Raw genomic sequence first — 15,866 nt, forward strand, 5'->3', positions numbered from 1 at the left:
ATCAGTCGCGTTCCTGGGAACGGCGCGGGTCGGCATGGCTGGCGGCATGGCGCACCACGGCAGGCCGGCGCAGACCATGCAGCAGGCGCGCCATCAGCACCAGCCCCAGCAGCAGCACGACAAAGGCCAGCACGACCGGCAGCGGCAAACCAAAGAATGCGCCCTGATGATCCATGACACCTCCCGTTCTGTTGGAAACGTCCGGCATTAACCGAACGCAAGAACGTAATGTGCCAGTTCTATTCCTGCTGGAAATTGAGCGATCTCAAGAAGGTAGGGTGGACGGCTACGCCGTCCACGCGTTCAATTACCCTTAATGTACTGAACTGTCGCCAGCATGCTGTCGTAGATCGCGCGTCAAGCCGCCGTCGACATCGGCTGCGCCCGCTCCGGCTTGCCCTTGCCCACCCTTTCATACTCGGCAATCACCTGTGCGCCGAACAACAATAGCGTGGCGCCGATCTCGAGGCTGAACATCACCACGATGGCCGTGGTCATCGACCCATACACGACATTCACCTGCGACAGGGTCGAGAAGTACCAGACCAGCACATGGCGCGCCAGTTCCCACAGCAGCGCCGCCGTGACCCCGCCGACCAGCGCATGCGACAGCGACAGCCGCCCCACCGGCATCACCAGGTAGATCGAGGTCAGCACCAGGATCTCGCCGCCCAGGCCCAACAGGTACAGCAGCGCGCCCGACACCCCGCCCAGCGACCAGCTGTAGCCGAGCAGGTCGACGCTTTCCTGGCCCATCACCTGCAGCGTGCCGGCGACCAGGGTCACCAGCATCACGCCGAAACCCAGCGCCAGGATGTAGCAGTAAGGCAGCACCGCCGACACCAGGAAATGGCGGCGCCGGATTGCCACGCGGTGCACGAAGATCACGCTCATGGCGTTTTCCAGCACGGTAAAGGCAAAGGAGCTGAAGAACAGCATGGTAATCCCCAGCACCCAGGTGATGAGGTCGCGGTTGTCGAGGAAGTTTGCGACTTCCGCCACGATCGAGCGCGATTGCCCCGGCACCAGTAGTTCCAGGTAGCGGCGCAGGGTTTCCAGCAGCTCGGCCTGGTCGATGAAGTGCGACAGCGCCACCACCACCAGCATCAGGAAGGGCACGATCGACAGCAGCGCGTAATACGCCACGGCGCCGGCCAGCAGCAAGCCCTGGTTGGCGCGAAAGCCGCGCAGGCAGCTGAGGGTAAAGGCCAGCGGATGGGAAAGGATGTAGGCATTCGCGCGCCGGTTCAGGATCCGGATGCGCGCGCGGCGCACGGACTGCCAGCGCAGCCGACTCATCGCGCCAGCCTGATCCCGGTGAATTGCCAGCGCGCTCCTGCCGGGAAGAAGTTGCGATAGCTGGCGCGCGCGTGGCCGGACGGGGTCGCGCAGGACGAACCGCGCAGCACATACTGGTTGACCATGAACTTGCCGTTGTATTCGCCGATCGCGCCGGGCGCCGGCGCATAGCCGGGGTAAGGTGCGTAGCTGCTGCTGGTCCATTGCCAAACGGCGCCGAACATCTGGGTCAGCCCTGCGCCGGCGGCCGCGCCCGGATGGAAACGGCCAACCTCGATGCTGGCCTGGCGCGCCGCGAATTCCCATTCGCACTCGGTCGGCAGGCGCGCCCCGCACCAGCGCGCATAGGCGTCGGCCTCGTACAGCGACACGTGCGTGACCGGCCGCGCCGGATCGAGCGGCAGCAGGCCGTGCAGGGTGAATTCGTGCCAGCTGCCGTCGTCCAGCTGGCGCCAGTAGAACGGCTGCGCCAGTTCGCCGGATGCCACCTTGTCCCAGCCCTCGGCCAGCCACAAGGCCGGATCGCGGTAGCCGCCGGCCTCGATGAAGGCCAGGTATTCGCCGTTCGTCACCAGGCGCGAAGCGATCTCGAACGGCGCCAGGTAGGCACGGTGGCGCGGCAATTCGTTGTCGAAGCAAAAGCCGCGCCCGTTGAAACCGATCTCGGCCAGACCGCCGGCGCAGGGGATCCATTCCAGCGCGCCGGGCGCGGGCTCGGCGCCGAGCGGCTCGGCCGCATACGCCGGGTACAGGGGATTCTGCGCCAGCAGATGCTTGAGGTCGGTCAGTACCAGTTCCTGGTGCTGCTGCTCGTGCTGCAGGCCGAGCTCGACCAGTTCGGCCAGGCGGGCATCGCCGGCGCGCGCGCCCAGCAGGCGCAGCATGCGCGCATCCACGTCGCGGCGGTAGGCGCGTACCTCGTCCAGCGAAGGGCGCGTGAGCAGGCCCCGGTGCGCACGCGGGTGTTTGGCGCCGACACCGTTGTAGTAGGAATTGAACAGCACCCGGAAGGCCGGGTGGAAAGGCGCGAAGTTGTCTTCATAGGCTTCGAGGATGAAGGTCTCGAAGAACCAGGTCGTGTGCGCCAGGTGCCACTTGATCGGGCTGGCGTCGGGCATCGACTGGGCACAGCAATCTTCGCTGGAAAGCGGTTCGGCCAGGTGCAGCGAGCGCTGGCGGACGGTATGAAATTCGTGCGGCATGATGAAACGCTCAGTTGGCAGCCTGCGCGTGGATCACGGCAAACGGACAGTGCGGATCGGTCCAGACGCGGGTCGCCTCGAACCCTGCCGTTTCCAGCAGCGACATCGCATCGGCCTGGCGATACTTGTAGCTGTTTTCGGTGTGGATGCGTTCGCCCGCCGCGAAGTCGCGCCCGCCGCCCGGCCAGCGCACCCGCTGCGGTGTCTTCGCTTCCAGGTGCATCTCGACCCGGCCCATGGCTTCGTTGTAGAAGCCGACGTGGCGCCAGCCGCGGATGTCGAAGTCGGCGTCGAGCAGGCCGTTCACGTGGCGCAGCACGTTCAGGTTGAAGGCGGCGGTGACGCCGAGGGCGTCGTCGTAGGCCGCGTCCATGACGGCCTTGTCCTTGACCAGGTCGATGCCGATCAGCAGGCCGCCGTCGGGCCCGCAGTTGCGGCGCAGGCGGCGCAGGAAGGCGCGCGCTTCCGGCGGCGTGAAGTTGCCGAGCGAGGAGCCGGGATAGAAGAACAGGCGCTTTTCGGCCCGTACATTGTTTCGCAGCTCGAGGCCGCTGGAAAAGTCCAGCCCCAGCGCCTCCATGGCGATGTGCGGAAAGCGCTGGCGCAGCCGGTTCAAGGCGTCGTGCAGGAACTCGACGGAAATGTCGACTGCCACGTACTGGCTCGGCCGCAGCAGCGGGAATAGCGAGGCCGCCTTGGCGCAATTGCCGGCGCCGAGGTCGATCAGGGTGCTGCCCAGGCCGATCGCACGCGCCATCTCGGCGCCATGGCGTGCGAAAATCGCCGCTTCGGTGCGGGTTGGATAGTATTCCGGGAGTTCGCAGATCGCCTCGAACAGCTTGGAGCCGAGCGCGTCGTACAGGAACTTGGGCGAAATGGTGGCGTGGCGCGCCCCCAGGCCGTCGTAGAGTTCGGCGGGAACGTGGGCGCTGGCCAGGGTCTCGGGCTGTTCGGTTATGCAGGAAGTCATCATAGGGTTTATCATTCGTGCCGCCGAAGCGCCGGATGCGCCCTGGCCTGGGGATGTTGCCGTTTTTGCTATCATAGCCCGAAGCGCCGAATCTCCGCGTTCGCCTGCGCGCAAGCGTGCAGGCCATACAGACACCACTAACAAGAAAGCCTATCCATGTCGCCCATCTCGACCCTGAAATCCCTGCTGGCTGGCTCCGTCGCCGCCGCCCTGCTGTTCGCCGCTCCAGGCGCCTCGGCCCAGAACACGCCCGGCGTGCTGAAAGTATCGGCCATTCCCGACGAAGCGCCAACCGAACTGCAGCGCAAGTTCAAGCCGCTGGGCGACTACCTGGCCAAGGCCACCGGCCTGAAGGTCGAGTTCACCCCGGTGACCGACTACGCCGCCTCGGTCGAAGGCCTGGTCAACAAGAAGCTCGACATGGTCTGGTTCGGCGGCTTCACCTTCGTGCAGGCCAACGTGCGCAGCAAGGGCCAGATCACGCCGCTGGTGCAGCGCGCCGAGGACGAAAAATTCCGCTCGGTCTTCATCACCACCCAGCCCGGCATCAACAAGCTGGACGACCTGAAGGGCAAGACCCTGTCCTTCGGTTCGGAATCGTCCACCTCGGGCCACCTGATGCCGCGTTCCTTCCTGCTGGGCGCCAAGATCAACCCGGACACCGACCTGAAGCGCATCTCGTTCTCGGGCGCGCACGACGCCACCGTGGCGGCCGTTGCCGGCGGCAAGGTCGATGCCGGCGCGCTGAACATCTCGGTCTGGGAAAAGCTGGTCGAAGCCAACAAGGTCGACCCGAAGACCGTGCGCGTGTTCTACACCACCCCTGGCTACTTCGACTACAACTGGTCGGTGCGTTCGGACATGAGCCCGGCCCTGCAAAAGAAAATCCGCGACGCTTTCCTGGCGCTGAACGATTCCACCCCGGAAGGCAAGGAAATCCTGGAACTGCAGCGCGCCAGCAAGTTCATCGCCACCAAGCCGGAGAACTACAAGGCGATCGAAGCGGCCGCGCGTAACGCCGGCCTGCTGAAGTAATCTGCCGGAGAGATCTTGCCGATGAGTTTTACGCTCGACAAACTGACGGTGCGCCACCTGACGGGCAGCCGCGCGCCCGCCCTGCAGGCGCTCGACCTGGCCATCGCGCCCGGCGAGCAGCTGGCGCTGATCGGGCCGTCGGGCGCCGGCAAGACCACCCTGCTGTCGACCCTCGCGCTGGCCCACCAGCCGGCCGAGGGCGGTTTCACCGTATTCGGCCAGGACCCGTGGACGCTGTCGCAGGCCGCGCGCCATGCGTTGCGCGCGCGCCTGTTCCTGGCGCCGCAGACGCCGCCGCTGCCGCCGCGCCAGCGCGTGATCACCGCCGTGCTGGCGGCGCGCCTGCCGCAGTGGAGTCTGGGGAAGGCCCTCGCCTCTCTCTTCAAGCCGTCCGACCCGGATGCCGCCTTCGATGCCCTGAGCCGCTTCGGCCTCGGCGACAAGCTGTATGCGCGCGTCGACCGCCTGTCCGGCGGCGAACGCCAGCGCTGCAGCCTGGCGCGCCTGCTGCTCTCCAACGCCGAGGTCTTCCTGGTCGACGAGCCGATTTCCGCACTCGACCCGGCCCTGGCCCAGCTCACGCTGTCCACCCTGCAGGGCGAGGCGGCGGCGCGCAAGGCGACCCTGGTGTGCAGCCTGCACCAGGTCGAGATGGCGCGCGCCCACTTCGCCCGGATTGTCGGCCTGCGCGCGGGCCGCATCGTGTTCGATTTGCCGCGCGAAGCGGTGACCGACGAGATGATCGCCGCGCTCTACGCCAACGAAACGGTCCAGCCGCCGCAGGACCACCCCCACGAATCGCCCGAACGCATCGCCGTCGGCGCCTGTTTCTGATTCATGGCGACGGCTGTCCTGCACCCCGATCCGGCCTGGCGCGGCCGCCTGCTGGCCTGCGGCCTCGGCCTCGCCCTGCTGTGGCCGATGCTGGTCTACAGCGAATTCAAGCCCTGGATCCTGTTCGACCTGCAAAGCCTGGCCGCGGCCGGCAACTTCCTGTCCGATTTTTTGAAGCCCGCCCACTCCGCCGAATTCCTGGCGATGGTGCTGCGCGAAACCTGGATCACGGTGGCGATCGCCACCTGCGGCCTCTTTCTCGCCCTGCTGGGTGCGATTCCCGCCACCCTGCTGGTGACCGAGCGCCTGTCGATCTCGACCCTCGGCACCGGCCGCATGCGCCGTCCGGCCGCGCTCCTGCGCCAGGCCGTGCGCTGGGTGCTGGTGCTGCTGCGCAGCGTGCCGGAACTGGTGTGGGCGCTGCTGTTCGTGCGCGTGGTGGGCCTGGGGCCGACCGCCGGCGTGCTGGCGATCGCCCTCACCTATTGCGGCATGCTGGCCAAGGTGTATGCCGAAATCCTCGAGTCGAGCGACGCCCACGCCAGCGACAGTCTGCTGGCCAACGGCGCCGGGCGCTTGCCGGCCCTGCTGTACGGCGCCCTGCCGGAAGCGGCGGCCGAACTCGTGTCCTACACCGTCTACCGCTGGGAATGCGCGATCCGCGGCTCGGCCATCATGGGCTTCGTCGGCGCCGGCGGCCTTGGCCAGCGCATGGACGAATCGACCAAGATGATGGCCGGCGGCGAAGTCGCCACCATGCTGATCATGTTCGTATTATTGGTGGCGGCGGCCGACCTCGTCTCCACCCTGCTGCGCCGGAGGCTGGGATGAGCCGGATGCCTGCGCCGCCACGCCGCGACTGGGGCACGCCGCTGCTGGTGCTGGCGCTCGTCGCCCTGGTGGTGGCCAGCTTCGCCACGCTGCGGCTCGACGTCGCCGCCTTCTTCACGCCCGAGGCAGTAGATACCACGCTCGAATTCCTGGCCGGCTTCGCGCCGCCGGAAATGGCCACGCCCTTCCTCCTGAAGACCCTGAATGCCGCCGTCGAGACGCTGTCGATGTCGGCCCTCGGCACCCTGCTGGCCGTGATCGCCGGCCTGGTGCTGGCGCTGCCGGCGGCCGGACGCTGGGGCGCGGCGCCGCGCGGCGCGGTGCGCCTGGTGCTGAACGTGCTGCGCTCGATCCCGGAACTGGTGTGGGCGGCGATCCTGCTGGTGGCCGCCGGCCTCGGTCCGTTTGCCGGCACCCTAGCGCTGGCCGCGCACACGGCCGGCGTGCTCGGGCGCCTGTTCGCCGACGCCCTGGAAAACGCGGCGCCACTGCCGGAAGCGACCCTGCGCACGAACGGCGCGGGCGCGCTGGCCGCCTTTTTCTACGCGACCCTGCCGCAGACCCTGCCGCAAATGCTGTCGTATACCCTGTACCGCTGGGAGAACAATATCCGCGCCGCCGCCGTGCTGGGCGTGGTCGGCGCCGGCGGCCTGGGGCAGATGCTGAAGTACCACCTGTCGCTGTTCCAGATGCCGAGCGCCGCCACCGTGGTGATCGCGATGCTGCTGCTGGTGGCGCTGGTCGATGCGGTCAGTTTCGCGCTGCGGCGCGCCCTCACACGGTAAATACCCATGCTCGAACTGCGCGACCTCACCAAGACCTACGGCGGACGCACCGTCCTCGGCCAGCTGTCGCACCGTTTCGAGCCGGGCCAGTTCATCGCCATCATGGGCGAATCGGGGGTCGGCAAGTCGACGCTGCTGAACCTGATCGCGGGCCTGGACGCGCCCGACGGCGGCCAGGTGCTGGTCGACGGCACGGCCATGTCGGCGCTCGACGACGATGCCGCCACCCGCCTGCGCCGTACGCGCATGGGCTTCATCTTCCAGGCCTTCCACGTGCTGCCGCATCTGACGCTGCAGCAGAACGTGGCGCTGCCGCTCCTGCTGAATCGGCTGACTGAGCGCGACGCCGGCGCACGCGCCGTCGACATGCTGGCGGCGGTCGGCCTGGCCGGGCGCGGCGACGACTTCCCGCGCCAGCTCTCGGGCGGCGAATTGCAGCGGGTAGCGATCGCGCGCGCCCTGGTGCACAAGCCTGCCCTGCTGCTGGCCGACGAGCCGACCGGGAACCTCGATCCGGAAACGGCGGAAGGCATCCTGCGCCTGCTGCGCACGGAAATCAAGGCGAACGGGGCCGGCGCGATCATGGTCACGCACTCGCATGCGGCGGCGGAGATGGCGGACCAGGTCTGGCTCCTGACCCGTTCCGGTTTGAAATTGGCGTAAGTTCCCAGCGGAAAGAACGATGTTGCCCGCACGTTACGCATGATTGGTGCAACGTGCGGCGCAAAGCCGTAGTAATATCACAACGACCCGCACGCATAAGCTAACACAACATCGGGCGCATCCAAGACGGTCCTGTCCCCTCAACCAGATTCAGTATTTGGAGGAGTACATGAACGTACGCCAAAAAAAACAGGAAATGCTCGCCGCGATGCACCGCGCGCGCGCCCTCGAGCCGTCGAGCTTCGTCCCCAACAAGCTGCTCGACACCCTCATCGAAAAGCTGCACCTGAAGAATGACGCGGAATTGTGCCGGGTGCTGGAAGTCCAGCCCCCGATCATCAGCAAGATCCGGCACCGCAAGCTGAATGTCGGCGCCACGATCCTGCTGCGCATGCACGAGAAGTCGAACATTCCGATTCGCGAGCTGAAGGAGCTGACCAGCGCGTCGATCCACTGACATACCCGTTGGCGGCGCCGGGCCATCACGGCCGGTGCGTTCTTACCGGGGCGTCGGCCTGGCGGTGATGGACCTCACTGGCTGGGCGGACGCCCAGTTTTCAGCTGGGGCAAGCCGTCGAGCACCTGGCGCAGGGTCGCCATGTCGAGACGGCCCACCAGCGCCACGCCGATGCGCAGCAACTCGCTCTTCTTGACCTCGAAGCCGGCCTTCAGGCAGGCCTGCTTCACGTCGGCCAGCACCACGTATTCCTGTTCGGGCATGGTGAAGCTGTCGCGCACCAGCGCCGGGCGCGCCGATTCGCTGGCGGCCGGCGCCGGCACGGCACTGCGGCCACGCGCGCCGCCGGCAGCCGGTTTGCCGGATGCCTTGACCAGCGCCTTCGCCGCGGTCTTGGCCGCCAGCGCGGGGCCTTTCGGCGCTGCGCTGCGCGCGGCCGGTTTGACGCCCGCTTTGGCTTCGGATTTCGCCGGCTTGGCGGGCTTCACGGCGGCGCGCGCGGCAGGCTTGGCGGCTTTCGGCTGCGCCTTGTCAGCAGCCTTCGGCGCAGCCTTGACACTGCGCTTCGCCGGTTCGGCCTTGGCCGTGCCCCTGGTTTTCTTCGTATTCGCCTTGGCCACGGCGACGTCGGCCGCGGTGGCCTTCAGGGCCCTGGTGGTCTTTGGCGCCGGCTTGCTGGCCGCGCCGGCGGACGCGCGTGCGCCCGATGTCGCCCGTGCCGACGGCTTGCTTGCCGCCGCGTCGGGAACCGATTTTCTGGTCATGGGGTATTCCACTGCTTAACAAGGTAAACAATATAGTCGATCACACGCATTCCCGGTAGGGCGTCCCGCAGGATGCCTTGTCCTGGAAGCGCCCGTGCAGCTCGCGGATCACGCCGGCGCGCAGGCCGGCTTGCACCGGCACCAGCTCGTCGATGCCGAGATCCTCGACCAGCGCCAGCAGCATCGCCAGGCCGCCGGCGATCTGCGCCGCCCTTCCCGGCTGCGGCCATTGCGCGGCCACGCGCGCCAGGCCGCCTTCCTCGATCGCCGCGCGGCGCAAGGCAAGCAGGCGTCCGACGGGGAGACTCGGCGCCGGCGCCAGCAATGCGTTCGCCAGTTCGGCCAGGGCACGCACGCTTCCCGAAGCGCCATAGGCGCGCGGCCAGCCGCGCATGCCGGGCAGCGCGCCGGCATCGGCAAAGCGGCTGCGCGAGGATGCCAGCGCGGCGTCGAAGGCGCTCGGGTCGATGCCCTCGCCAAAGAAGGCCAGGCCCTGGCGCAGCGCACCCACGCCGAACGACTGCACGCGTTCGAGCTCGGCGCCGCGGCCGACGGCGAGCTCGGTCGAACCGCTGCCGATGTCGAGGACCAGGCGCCGCTCCGGCGCGCCGCCTGGCGTGTGGTCCAGCGCGGCGGCAACGCCGAAGTAAACCAGGCGCCCCTCTTCCTCGCCGCCGATGACGTCGACCGGGTAGCCGATTGCATTCTCCGCTGCCGGCACGAAGGCCGGGGCGTTGCGGGCGATGCGCAGTGCGGCGGTGGCCACCACGCGCACCGCACGCGGCTGCCAGAGTGCGAGCGCGGTGCGGAACTGGCGCAGGCAGGCCAATGCCCGCGCCATGGCGGCGGTGCCGATGCCGCCGCCGGCATCGAGTTCGGCGCCCAGGCGGATCGGTTCGCTCAGGGTGGCGACCACGCGCACGCTGCCCCCTTCGCAGCTGGCCACATGCAGGCGGAAGCTGTCCGAGCCGAGTTCCACGGCGGCGTACAGGGGCACTGCGTTGGGCTGGTTGGTCATCAGTGGGCGTGTTGGCGCGCGTTGGCGAATAGACACGCAGTATGCAAGCGGTTTGTGACCGGGCGATGACGAAGAATGCAGGGTTTGTGACGACCTTGAACGCCTGGGCCGGGACGCCGGTCCAGCAGGCGCCAGGACCGCAGGCGCCGGCAAACAAAGCCGGCTTTACCGGCGTCTCCACGCGATGAGGTGTTGTTCCGGTGGCCGGCGTCGGCCTAACCCTCAAGCCGCCTGGCGTACCTGGTTGCGCCCTGCTGCCTTTGCTCCGCGCATCGCCTCGTCCGCGCGCTGCAGCAGGATCACGTTGCTGTCGTCGGCGCGAATGGTGGTGATGCCGAAGCTGGCCGTCATCGAGATCATCGCACGATCAAGTTTGACCGGCGTCGCCTCGATCGCGGCTCGCATGCGTTCGGCCACCAGCGCCGCTTCCTCGATGCCGGTGCGCGGCAGCAGGATGGCGAATTCGCCGCCGACCAGGCGCGCCAGTTGGTCGCTGTCGCGCAGCTGGCGCTTGCACAAGCCGGCCACGTGGCGCAGCACGACGTCGCCGGCCGGGTGTCCATAGCCGTCGTTCACGCGCTTGAAGGCGTCGAGGTCGAGCACCACCAGCGCGGTCGGCTGGCCGGGGCGGCGCGCCAGCGCCATCCACGGCGCCAGCGCCGCGAAGAAGCCGCGCCGGTTCGGCACGTCGGTCACGGTGTCGACGGTTTCCAGGCGCGCCAGTTCGGCCTGCAGGCGTTCGCGCGCCAGCAGCAGCCAGCCGAAGCCGCCCACCAGCATCAGCAGGTAGAGCGCCGCGCTGGACAGCTGGCGCAGCAGCTCGTTCGACAGCCAGCGCCAGCCGTCGGGCATGACCAGCACCAGCAGGCCGCGCGCGGCGACCACCAGCGCCAGCAGCGCGATGACGACGGCCAGCACGCGCTGCAGCATGGTGATGCCGCGCCAGCCCTGGGCCAGCGCGGCGGCGGCCAGCAGGTAGAAACCGCCGAGCAGCAGCAAGGCGGCCAGGTTGCGCAGGCCGCTGTCGTCGATCAGGTAGCAGACCAGGAACACCACGATGGCCACGATCGCCAGCGGCACCATCGCGCGGCGCCAGCGCGGCTGCCTGGCCGCTTCCCACAGCGCACCCGTTTCCAGGGCCACGCCGCCGATCAGCAGCGCCCAGCCGGCCGGCAGCGCCAGCGGCTCCGGCACGACGCGCGCGCCGCCCAGCGCCAGCAGCACCCAGGCCGCGGCCTGCACCTGCTTCGACAGGCCCCAGCTGCCGGCGGCCGGCGCGGGCGCACGGGCGGCGCCATAGTCGAAGAAGAACAGCAGGCTGCACAGGACCAGGTTGCCGAGTGCCAGGACCAGCACCATGGTGGTCGAATCGAGGGTCATCATGGTGTTCAGAATTCGTGTTCGACGTTGGTGGTGCCGTCGCCGACGCGGCTGGCCCAGGCGCGCGCCCAGCAGCTGCGGTCGTGTTCGCTCGGGGCCTCGTGCCAGAAAACGATCAGCGTGCCCTTGTGGTCGTGCAGCTGGGTCAGCTTGTCGACGAAGCCGGGGTTGTTTTCGCTGTCGGCCAGCGCCATCGCGTAACCATAGACGCGGTTCAGCCGCTCGATGCGGTCGGGCTCGGTCAAGCTGTTGGTGGCGGTGATCGTCGGGTGATCCAGGAACATGAAGAACTCCGAATGGCGGCAAGGGCCAGCTTATCAGAATTTAATGCCTGCAAACAAGACGAGGACGGCGCGCGGCCGCCGTCGCCTGCCTTCGCATCGCCCGCCTTCCCATCGCCTGCATTCCCATCGCTATACTGGCGCCATGCCTTCCGAATCCGATCCAGGACCACAGCCCGCCCGCACCGCGCCCCTGGTGCGCACCGAGGGCGACCGCCGCACGCTGGAGTTCGTGCCCGGCGATATCCAGAGCGAGATGCTGCTCTCGCGTCCCGACGCCCTGGTGCTCGCCTACGCGCGCGCCATGATGTGCTTCGCCCTGTTCGCGCCGCGGCCGCGCCACATCGTCATGGCTGGCCTGGGCGGCGGCTCGCTGGTCAAGTTCTGCCACCGCCATTTTCCGCAGGCGCGCATCACGGTGCTTGAAATCAGCGCCGAGGTGATCGCCCTGCGCGACCAGTTCCACGTGCCGCCCGACGATGCGCGCTTGCGCATCATCCACGCCGACGCCGCCGGCTTCATCGCGGCGGCGCCCGGCAGCTGCGACGTGATCCTGGTCGACGGCTTCGACGCGGCCGGCATGCCGCCCGCACTCGGCAGCGCCGCCTTTTACGCATCCTGCCGCCGCGCCCTGCGCGACGGTGGCGTGCTGGTGGCCAATTTGCTCAGCTACGACCCGCAGTATGCGGCGCTGCGCGCGCGCATCGACAGCGCTTTCGGGGAGCGCGTCTGCCAGTTCGACGGCATCGCCGGCAACAACCACATTCTGTTCGCCCTGCGCGCGCCGCATCCGGCGGCGAAGGTGCCGCCGGATGCGGCGCTGGCGCGCACCCTGGCCCGCCATGCGCGCTGGACGAAACGGCGCGGGCTGGGCGTCGGCTGGCTGAACCGGCTGCTCGCGCATGCCGTGGTTGCCTGGCTGGCACGCCGCCGTGTCTGATCGGGGCGACAGGCCGGCGCGCCGAAGGCGTCCTCGGAGGAAGTGTCTGGCGAAAAGCGGCGTTGTATGACACACTTCAGGGCTTTGGTGCCTCCGGGCAAGGAAATTTTTTTCTGGAACAGTACATGGTGCGTCGCCTGTCGTTTTCCCTCACCCGCGCAACCGTCCTCACCCTCGGGGCCGGGCTGGCCGCCTCGTGCGCGCTGTTCGTGGGCGTGAGCCACCTCGAATACGACAACCTTGCCCTTTCCTTCAGCCAGCGCGCCGACCAGCGCGTTGCCACCGTGCGCCAGGGCCTGCACGATGCGGTCGAAGTGGTGAATGTCACCAACCGCCTGTTCGCGCTCGGCTCCCCGGTCACGCGCGCCGAATTCCACGATTTCACCTCGCCGCTGCTGGCGCGCCATCCCTTCATCCAGGCCTTCAATTTCCACCGCGTGGTCGACCATGCCGAGCGCGGCGCGGTCGAGGCCGAGCTGCAAAGTGTCTTGCCCGGCACCGTCATCAGCGAGGTGCGCGACAGCATGCGCGTGCCGGCCGAGCGGCGCGACCGCTACAACGTCGTGTACTACCTGGAACCGCTGCGCGGCAACGAGGCGGCCTTCGGTTTCGATTCGAGCGTGCGTCCGCAGATCACCGGCGCCCTGGCACGCGCCCTGGCGGACGGCCGCGCCGCCGCCACCGCGCTGTTCCCGCTGGTGCAGGATCCGCAGCCGCAGCCGAGCTTCCAGGTGCTGATGCCGGTGCTCGACCGCAACGGCAAGCTGCTCGGCGACACCGCCGTCGTGGTGCGCGCACGCGAGCTGGTGAAGAATGCCCTGGCCGGCGCCAACCTGCTGGGCGACGAACAGATCGTGATGTCGGTGTATGCCTCGGCACGTCCCGAGCCGGCCAACCTGGTGTTCAGCACGCGTAACGAAGACACGCCGCTGCCGAACGACACCATGGCCGACTGGCTGGCGCCCGAGCACCGTTCCAGCCTGGTGCGCAGCCTGGACGTTGCCGGCCGCCCCTGGCTGGTGGAAGTCACGTCGGTGCCGCGGCCGTTCGCGGCCGACCACCTGGCTTCGCTGGCGATCCTGGCCGGCGGTATCCTGCTGAGCCTGCTCACCGCGGCCTGGGTGCAGGCCTCGAGCGTGCGCACGCGCCGGGTGCAGCAGCTGGTGCGCAAGCGCACCGCGGACCTGAAACGCACCAACCGGCGCCTGGTCGACGACATGGTGGCGCGCGAGCGCACCGAGAAAGCCTTGCAGCAAAGCGAGCAGCGCTTCCGCCAGCTGGTGGCGATGTCCTCGGACTGGTACTGGGAGCAGGACCGCGACTATCGCTTCACCATGATCACCGGCGGCTTTGCCGAGAAGTCGGGCGTGACGGTGGACCGCGTGCTGGGCAAGACGCGCTGGGAATACATGGAAGGCCTGGAGGCGACCGAGGCCGGACGCGCCCATGTCGCCCAGATCAAGGCCCGGGAGGCCTTCAGCAACTTCGAGTACCAGCTGAGCGACGACAACGGCGACACCCGCTGGTTCCTGGTCAGCGGCCAGCCGGTTTTCGACGAACGCGGCGTGTTCAACGGCTACCGCGGCACCGGTTCCGACATCACCGCGCGCAAGCTGACCGAGCAGCGCGTGCACCACGTGGCCCAGCACGACGTGCTGACCGGCCTGCCGAACCGATCGCTGCTGCAGGACCGCCTGGGCCAGGCCGTGGCCTACGCCAGCCGCAGCGGCAACCCGGTGTGGGTGATGCTGATCGACCTCGACCGCTTCAAGTTCGTCAACGACAGCATGGGCCACAAGGCCGGCGACGTGCTGCTGATGACGGTGGCGGCGCGCCTGCGCTCCTCGCTGCGCGATTCGGACACCGTAGCGCGCCTGTCGGGCGACGAATTCGTGGTGATCCTGTCCGAGCACGGCGAGCAGACCCTGAGCCCGGACATCGTGCAGCGCGTGATGGACGCCGTGGCCCAGCCGGTGATGCTCGGCACCAAGGAATTCTTCGTCACCTGCAGTATCGGGGTGGCGGTGTTCCCGAGCGAAGGCACGGGCGCGGACGAGCTGATCGAGCACGCCGACATCGCGATGTACCGCGCCAAGAAACTCGGCCGCAACAACTTCCAGTTCTACACCCCGGCCATGAACGAGGAGTCGCTGGAGCGCGTGCGCATCGAAAGCGCGCTGCGCAATGCGCTGGAGCGCGACGAGTTCGTGCTGTATTACCAGCCCCAGCTCGACATGAAGACCGGCAAGATCTGCGGCATGGAAGCGCTGATCCGCTGGCAGCATCCGGAACTCGGCATGGTGCCGCCGGGCCGTTTCGTGAGCATTGCCGAGGAAACCGGCCTGATCGTGCCGATCGGCGCCTGGGTGATGCGCACCGCCTGCGCCCAGAACAAGGCCTGGCAGGATGCCGGCTTCGACAAGCTGCGCGTGGCCGTGAACCTGTCGGCGCGCCAGTTCAGCGCGCCCGACCTGATCGAGGGCCTGGAACGGGTGCTGGCGGACACCGGCCTGGAACCGAAATACCTGGAAATCGAGCTGACCGAAAGCCTGTTCATGAGCGACGTCACGCCGGCGGTCGAGCTGCTGCACCGCATGAAGGCATTGGGCGTGAACCTGTCGATCGACGACTTCGGCACCGGCTACTCGAGCCTGTCCTACCTGTCGCGCTTCCCGATCGACGTGCTGAAGATCGACCGCTCGTTTGTCGCCGACATCACGCGCGACGCCAACGACGAGGCCATCGTGACCTCGATCATCGCCCTGGCCCACAACCTGAAGCTGGCGGTGATTGCCGAGGGCGTGGAAACCGGCGAGCAGCTCGATTACCTGCGCCGCCATGGCTGCGACGAAATGCAGGGCTATTACTTCAGCCGCCCATTGCCGGCCGCGGACTTCGAGCAGTTGCTGGTGGAGGGACGCGGTTTGCAGCCGGACGAACTCATCGCCGCCCCGGCCGAGCCGGAAACCGTGGCCTGAGCCATAGAATAATTATATCTTTGTAGTAATTTCTACATCGTTCCACTAAAATTGCGCGCATTCGAGTGCAATTGACGGAGTTGATGAACATGGAAGATGTACAAACCCGCCCGACGGCGCCGGCACAAGTGCGGGTCGTCCGGACCGACCTGCGCACGCGCGACCTGGTGAACCAGGCGGTGGCTTCGGTTCCGACCCTGGGGCTGCAACGGGCGGCGGAGTTCCTGGCGGCGATGAATGTGCCGGCGGAGATTGCGGTGCGTACCCTGGTGTATCCGAATCGGCGGCGGCGGGGGTAGGAGCACTTGCGTCGCGTAGGCGCCAACGACAGTCAACAATGTTCGGCGTTCACGCGTGGGCACGGAGCGCCGGCGACAGTCAACAATGTTCGGCGTTCACGCGTGGGCACGGAGTGCCCACCCTACGTGT

17 protein-coding genes are annotated in these 15,866 nt (G+C 67.9%); 9 read left to right on the plus strand and 8 right to left on the minus strand.

Going from position 1 to position 15,866, the window contains the following annotated elements; translation table 11 throughout:
• Position 1: 1 nt before the first annotated feature.
• The 4 genes from QPK31_RS17565 to egtD all read right to left on the minus strand — a co-directional run bounded on the left by QPK31_RS17565 (position 2) and on the right by egtD (position 3,471).
• The gene (locus tag QPK31_RS17565; RefSeq protein ID WP_290424192.1) at positions 2–175 is read right to left on the minus strand and encodes a hypothetical protein; all 174 of its coding nucleotides are present in this window, start codon (positions 173–175) and stop codon (positions 2–4) included.
• Between the two features lie 182 nt (positions 176–357).
• Positions 358–1,299: a YihY/virulence factor BrkB family protein gene (locus tag QPK31_RS17570; RefSeq protein WP_290424193.1), complete on the minus strand. Its 942-nt coding sequence runs from the start codon at positions 1,297–1,299 to the stop codon at positions 358–360.
• Positions 1,296–2,501 carry an ergothioneine biosynthesis protein EgtB gene (gene egtB / locus QPK31_RS17575; RefSeq protein WP_290424194.1) on the minus strand — a complete coding sequence of 402 codons (1,206 nt, stop codon included), beginning with the start codon at positions 2,499–2,501 and terminating at the stop codon, positions 1,296–1,298. The genes QPK31_RS17570 and egtB overlap by 4 nt, the downstream gene beginning before the upstream one ends.
• A 10-nt stretch (positions 2,502–2,511) precedes the next feature.
• The gene (gene egtD / locus QPK31_RS17580) at positions 2,512–3,471 is read right to left on the minus strand and encodes an L-histidine N(alpha)-methyltransferase (RefSeq protein WP_290424195.1); all 960 of its coding nucleotides are present in this window, start codon (positions 3,469–3,471) and stop codon (positions 2,512–2,514) included.
• 156 nt (positions 3,472–3,627) lie between these two features.
• Here egtD and QPK31_RS17585 point away from each other — a divergent pair, with 156 nt between their 5' ends.
• From QPK31_RS17585 to QPK31_RS17610, 6 genes are all read left to right on the plus strand, one after another.
• Positions 3,628–4,506 carry a putative selenate ABC transporter substrate-binding protein gene (locus tag QPK31_RS17585; protein WP_290424196.1) on the plus strand — a complete coding sequence of 293 codons (879 nt, stop codon included), beginning with the start codon at positions 3,628–3,630 and terminating at the stop codon, positions 4,504–4,506.
• A gap of 21 nt (positions 4,507–4,527) precedes the next feature.
• A complete protein-coding gene (locus QPK31_RS17590) occupies positions 4,528–5,340 on the plus strand; it encodes a phosphonate ABC transporter ATP-binding protein (RefSeq protein ID WP_290424300.1) in 813 nt (270 codons plus the stop codon).
• A 3-nt stretch (positions 5,341–5,343) separates the two neighbouring features.
• Positions 5,344–6,171 (plus strand): ABC transporter permease, encoded by an 828-nt coding sequence (locus QPK31_RS17595; RefSeq protein ID WP_290424197.1) that lies wholly within the window; start codon positions 5,344–5,346, stop codon positions 6,169–6,171.
• Positions 6,168–6,956, plus strand: coding sequence for a phosphonate ABC transporter, permease protein PhnE (gene phnE, locus QPK31_RS17600; protein WP_290424198.1), 789 nt, complete (start codon positions 6,168–6,170; stop codon positions 6,954–6,956). Before QPK31_RS17595 ends, phnE begins: the two co-directional genes overlap by 4 nt.
• 6 nt (positions 6,957–6,962) lie before the next feature.
• Positions 6,963–7,619, plus strand: a complete 657-nt coding sequence (locus QPK31_RS17605) for an ABC transporter ATP-binding protein (protein WP_290424199.1) — start codon at positions 6,963–6,965, stop codon at positions 7,617–7,619.
• A gap of 169 nt (positions 7,620–7,788) precedes the next feature.
• Complete coding sequence (locus QPK31_RS17610) at positions 7,789–8,076, plus strand: hypothetical protein (RefSeq protein ID WP_229434978.1); 288 nt, start codon at positions 7,789–7,791, stop codon at positions 8,074–8,076.
• Positions 8,077–8,150: 74 nt separating this feature from the next.
• Here the strand turns inward: QPK31_RS17610 and QPK31_RS17615 are convergent, their stop codons facing one another.
• From QPK31_RS17615 to QPK31_RS17630, 4 genes are all read right to left on the minus strand, one after another.
• Positions 8,151–8,840: a hypothetical protein gene (locus QPK31_RS17615; RefSeq protein WP_290424200.1), complete on the minus strand. Its 690-nt coding sequence runs from the start codon at positions 8,838–8,840 to the stop codon at positions 8,151–8,153.
• A 40-nt stretch (positions 8,841–8,880) separates the two neighbouring features.
• Complete coding sequence (locus QPK31_RS17620) at positions 8,881–9,858, minus strand: hypothetical protein (RefSeq protein WP_290424201.1); 978 nt, start codon at positions 9,856–9,858, stop codon at positions 8,881–8,883.
• Between the two features lie 222 nt (positions 9,859–10,080).
• Entirely contained in the window at positions 10,081–11,241 is a 1,161-nt protein-coding gene (locus QPK31_RS17625; RefSeq protein ID WP_290424202.1) for a GGDEF domain-containing protein, read from the minus strand.
• A 5-nt stretch (positions 11,242–11,246) separates the two neighbouring features.
• On the minus strand, positions 11,247–11,522 hold the full coding sequence (locus tag QPK31_RS17630; RefSeq protein WP_290424203.1) for a hypothetical protein: 276 nt from the start codon (positions 11,520–11,522) through the stop codon (positions 11,247–11,249).
• Between the two features lie 142 nt (positions 11,523–11,664).
• Between QPK31_RS17630 and QPK31_RS17635 the strand changes: the two genes are divergently transcribed.
• The 3 genes from QPK31_RS17635 to QPK31_RS17645 all read left to right on the plus strand — a co-directional run bounded on the left by QPK31_RS17635 (position 11,665) and on the right by QPK31_RS17645 (position 15,736).
• Complete coding sequence (locus tag QPK31_RS17635) at positions 11,665–12,459, plus strand: fused MFS/spermidine synthase (protein ID WP_290424204.1); 795 nt, start codon at positions 11,665–11,667, stop codon at positions 12,457–12,459.
• Between the two features lie 125 nt (positions 12,460–12,584).
• Positions 12,585–15,437, plus strand: coding sequence for an EAL domain-containing protein (locus QPK31_RS17640; protein WP_290424205.1), 2,853 nt, complete (start codon positions 12,585–12,587; stop codon positions 15,435–15,437).
• An 89-nt stretch (positions 15,438–15,526) separates the two neighbouring features.
• Positions 15,527–15,736 carry a hypothetical protein gene (locus QPK31_RS17645; protein WP_290424206.1) on the plus strand — a complete coding sequence of 70 codons (210 nt, stop codon included), beginning with the start codon at positions 15,527–15,529 and terminating at the stop codon, positions 15,734–15,736.
• Positions 15,737–15,866: the final 130 nt, after the last annotated feature.

Source organism: Massilia sp. YIM B02769, from assembly GCF_030411995.1.
GTDB lineage: Bacteria > Pseudomonadota > Gammaproteobacteria > Burkholderiales > Burkholderiaceae_D > Telluria.